Source organism: Kaistella sp., assembly GCF_049588135.1.
In the GTDB taxonomy this organism is placed as follows: domain Bacteria; phylum Bacteroidota; class Bacteroidia; order Flavobacteriales; family Weeksellaceae; genus Kaistella.
Genome location: NZ_JBAVFG010000169.1, coordinates 1 through 3,261, shown reverse-complemented (window position 1 = coordinate 3,261; position 3,261 = coordinate 1). Strand labels below are relative to the sequence as shown.

General features: G+C 30.6%; 5 protein-coding genes. 2 read left to right on the top strand and 3 right to left on the bottom strand.

All coding sequences use genetic code 11. The features are described from left to right. Positions 1 to 265: 265 nt before the first annotated feature. Positions 266 to 577 (top strand): hypothetical protein, encoded by a 312-nt coding sequence (locus tag WBY99_RS09415; RefSeq protein ID WP_423976076.1) that lies wholly within the window; start codon positions 266 to 268, stop codon positions 575 to 577. Positions 578 to 877: 300 nt separating this feature from the next. Here the strand turns inward: WBY99_RS09415 and WBY99_RS09410 are convergent, their stop codons facing one another. From WBY99_RS09410 to WBY99_RS09400, 3 genes are all read right to left on the bottom strand, one after another. Further along, positions 878 to 1,351, bottom strand: coding sequence for a plastocyanin/azurin family copper-binding protein (locus WBY99_RS09410; RefSeq protein WP_423976075.1), 474 nt, complete (start codon positions 1,349 to 1,351; stop codon positions 878 to 880). 7 nt (positions 1,352 to 1,358) lie between these two features. After that, positions 1,359 to 1,904: a DUF4142 domain-containing protein gene (locus tag WBY99_RS09405; RefSeq protein ID WP_423976074.1), complete on the bottom strand. Its 546-nt coding sequence runs from the start codon at positions 1,902 to 1,904 to the stop codon at positions 1,359 to 1,361. A 489-nt stretch (positions 1,905 to 2,393) separates the two neighbouring features. Then, positions 2,394 to 2,627: a 4a-hydroxytetrahydrobiopterin dehydratase gene (locus WBY99_RS09400; protein WP_423976073.1), complete on the bottom strand. Its 234-nt coding sequence runs from the start codon at positions 2,625 to 2,627 to the stop codon at positions 2,394 to 2,396. Positions 2,628 to 3,015: 388 nt separating this feature from the next. Here WBY99_RS09400 and WBY99_RS09395 point away from each other — a divergent pair, with 388 nt between their 5' ends. Beyond that, a complete protein-coding gene (locus tag WBY99_RS09395) occupies positions 3,016 to 3,195 on the top strand; it encodes a PLDc N-terminal domain-containing protein (protein ID WP_423976072.1) in 180 nt (59 codons plus the stop codon). Positions 3,196 to 3,261 lie beyond the last annotated feature (66 nt).

Here is a 3,261-nt window from a genome sequence, read left to right as displayed (position 1 = left end):
AAATAAGTATTAAAAATGATATTTTTTTCAAGCATTAAAATTTAATTAAAATTTAAAAACACATTGGGAATAAAGAGGTTATGGGATTTCTGAGAAGGTTTTTTTTTATTTTCGTTATTTAAAATGAAAAATGATCCGGTTTTTTTGAAGATGAGGTTTTGGAATTCTACATTTTACCTTTGGGAATTTTGGGGCTAATTTTAATGTATTTTTAAGATTTAATTCTTTTCATTTTTGCTAATTTTACAGGGTTCAAAATTGCATCATGAATTTATCTCCTGAAGGACAAAAACTCTTTAATAAACTGACTTCTGAAATGTTAGAAGATGGTTTCGTGAAAATCAGCGAACATACTTTTTATAAGAAATTAGGAAGTATCACTATTTCTTTGGGAGATCGGGCGCTTAATATTATGCATCAAGGAAAATGTTATGGCATTATTCCGGAGCGTGAATTTCTAAAACTCTCCAACGGTTTAGAACCTCTTCTTTTTCAGTTGAAATATCTGTTGGTTTTTTCGATGCGACAGGATATGAACAGAATCGTTAATTTTCTATCTACTTATTTCCTGAATTAATCGGAAAAACCAGCTAAATACTAATTTGAGATTATTTTTAAATTCTGATTGCTTTTTTAATTCCATCATTAAACTTCAATACAATTAAAAACCAACTTTCAGGAAAGTTGGTTTTTGCTATAAAATCTGAGAATTGTAAATTTAAGCTTCAGAAATTACGGAATGTTGTAGAATATTGAGTCTTTTCAATTGATGATTTTTTTTAAGTATAATCTTCGGATTTGAAGAAACTGTTTAAAAATTACATATTGCTCAATGAACCCGTTCTGGATTTTCAAGCGATATAAAGTAGAGTAAATCTTATTGTACAATAATTTTACCTTTCATCACCACATGCACGGTGCAATAATAATCCGAAGTCTTCTCGGGAGTAAAAGTCCAGGATTGCCCTGGCTGTAACATTGGTGAGATCCACGCTTTATTTACTTCTGCTGCATTATGTGCTACAACATCTTTGTTGATGAATGTTACTTGATCTCCTTTTTTCACGGTAATTGTTGCAGGATTAAATTTCATGTTTTCTATAGTTACCACCTGAGCTGCTGCATTTGAGTTCGAATGTGTTGCGTCGGTTTTTATAGTCGTTGCAGAATCAACTTTTTGTGTGGTAGCTGCATCTGAAGTAGAGGTTGTATTGCTTGTTACCGGACTAGAATTGTCATTTTCCGTAGGTATCGTGTCTTTAGATCCCGAATTACAACTTGTTATGTTTAATAAACAAGCTATTGCAATTGCAGAGAATCCTGTTCTAAAAAAGTTCTTTAGCGAAATCATTTTTCTATTATTTAAGTTCTTTTTGAATCATTTTTGCATGCTCAAGGTGCGTTTTGAAAATAGGCACTGCTTTTACAAGTAAAGCTTTAAGTTCTGCATTTTTAGATTGTGGAATCAAGATGCTTTCAACTGCTTTAATAGTAGATTCATGATAAGCTACTTCATTATCCACGTACGCTTTATCAAAAGCTTTCCCGCTTTTTGCATTTAAAATTGCTTTTTCTTTAGCTGCTCCATCTAATAAAGATTTTGTAACTGCATTCGTTTTTGGAGTTACTTTCAATTTTGTAACGAGATCTACAGCCATTTTAATCACAGCATTGTGATCATTTTTCATTGTAGTAGCAAAGTTTTTAACGGTCTTGTTATTCGATTTTTTCAATGCCATTTCAGCATACTCAACATCAATTTGATTTGCAGTTACCGCAACAGAGGCAATTTCTGGATCGGTAAGCTGAGGTGCTTTTTGTTCCTGTGCAGAAATATTAGTAGTAAACAATAATCCAGACAAAAGCATTGTTCCAGATAAGGCCAGGTTTTTTAGCGTTTTCATTTTTTTGTTTTTTTTAAGTTAATAGATGATCTTACGTTAAATTCAAATGATATTTTAGATTACATTTGAAAATATTTTTTTTATTTATTTTAAACTTGGCTAATTTTTTTAAGAAAACTCCTACGAAGTTACAATGTTTTGTATTTGAAGCCAAGTTTATTTTGAAATATATAAAATTGATAATACTAATAATGTGACGATATTGCAGATTCTAAATTTCTGATTTACAGCGAAAAATAAAATAATAAAGTGTCTAATATTAGCGAATATGGCACAATCTTAAAATACCAAATTAGGTAGTAAATTGCTTTTTATTTAGAGCGAATCAAATATTTGTAAGAATGAAATCTAAGCAGGTTTTCAGTAAAATACAGATTTTTTTTAAAAACGGTATTTCTCACTCCAAAAATTATTTCGTGGAGAAAATCGATTAATTATCCAATCTACAAGCAACCATAGTTGGTCTTTCAACTAAGTGATCTTAGGAATTTAAGCGATTATTTTATCAATCGCTTGAGCTAGCTTGTAATCTTTTTCGGTAATAATATCTCCTGCGTCGTGCGTACACAAACTGATTGTCACTTTGTTGTATGCGTTGAACCACTCGGGATGATGTTGCTGACTTTCTGCAACCAAGGCAACTCTTGTCATGAAAGCAAATGCTTCGGAAAAATCTTTAAACTTGAAAGTTTGCTGCAGTTTTCCATCGGTTTCTTTCCACATGATTTTATATTTTAGGAGTTCATATAAAAGAACTCACTGCAAAAATGCTTCCAATTTAATGTAAGTTCGTTTTTTATTCAAATCCATTTTATAGATTCCCCATTCACCATCTCTTAATTATGGAATAAATTTTGTTGAATGCATAAAAGAGATTAAAATTCAAACCAAATAACCTCATCAACTTGAATAAAAGGGAAGTAAGGGAGGATTAAAGCATATAAAATTCCTTACAAGTACCATAACGCATTAACACGAAAACCTCCATTTTGAGGAGTACAAATAAACGAAAATAAAAACATTGCCCATAAAAACCTTAAAATAGTTGGATAAAAAATGAGCTTCTCAATCCCTCTATTTTTAAACAAAAAAAGAGAAGACACAATTCACGATGAGCACTCAAGTCTATTATTACATCTTTCTGATTCTATTCGTTGTAATTCTTATTATTAGTACAATAGAAATTGTGAAAAGTTCTTATTCAAAACCAGCGAAATATCTTTGGTTTGCTGTTTGTTTTTTCATGCCGTTTTTGGGTTCGCTTTTATTTTACTTTTATAGAAAAGGCTGATTTTAGTTCCTTTGTGATTTTTTTAAATATATTCCAATTTGTAAACCTGCAACATCTAGGTTTCTT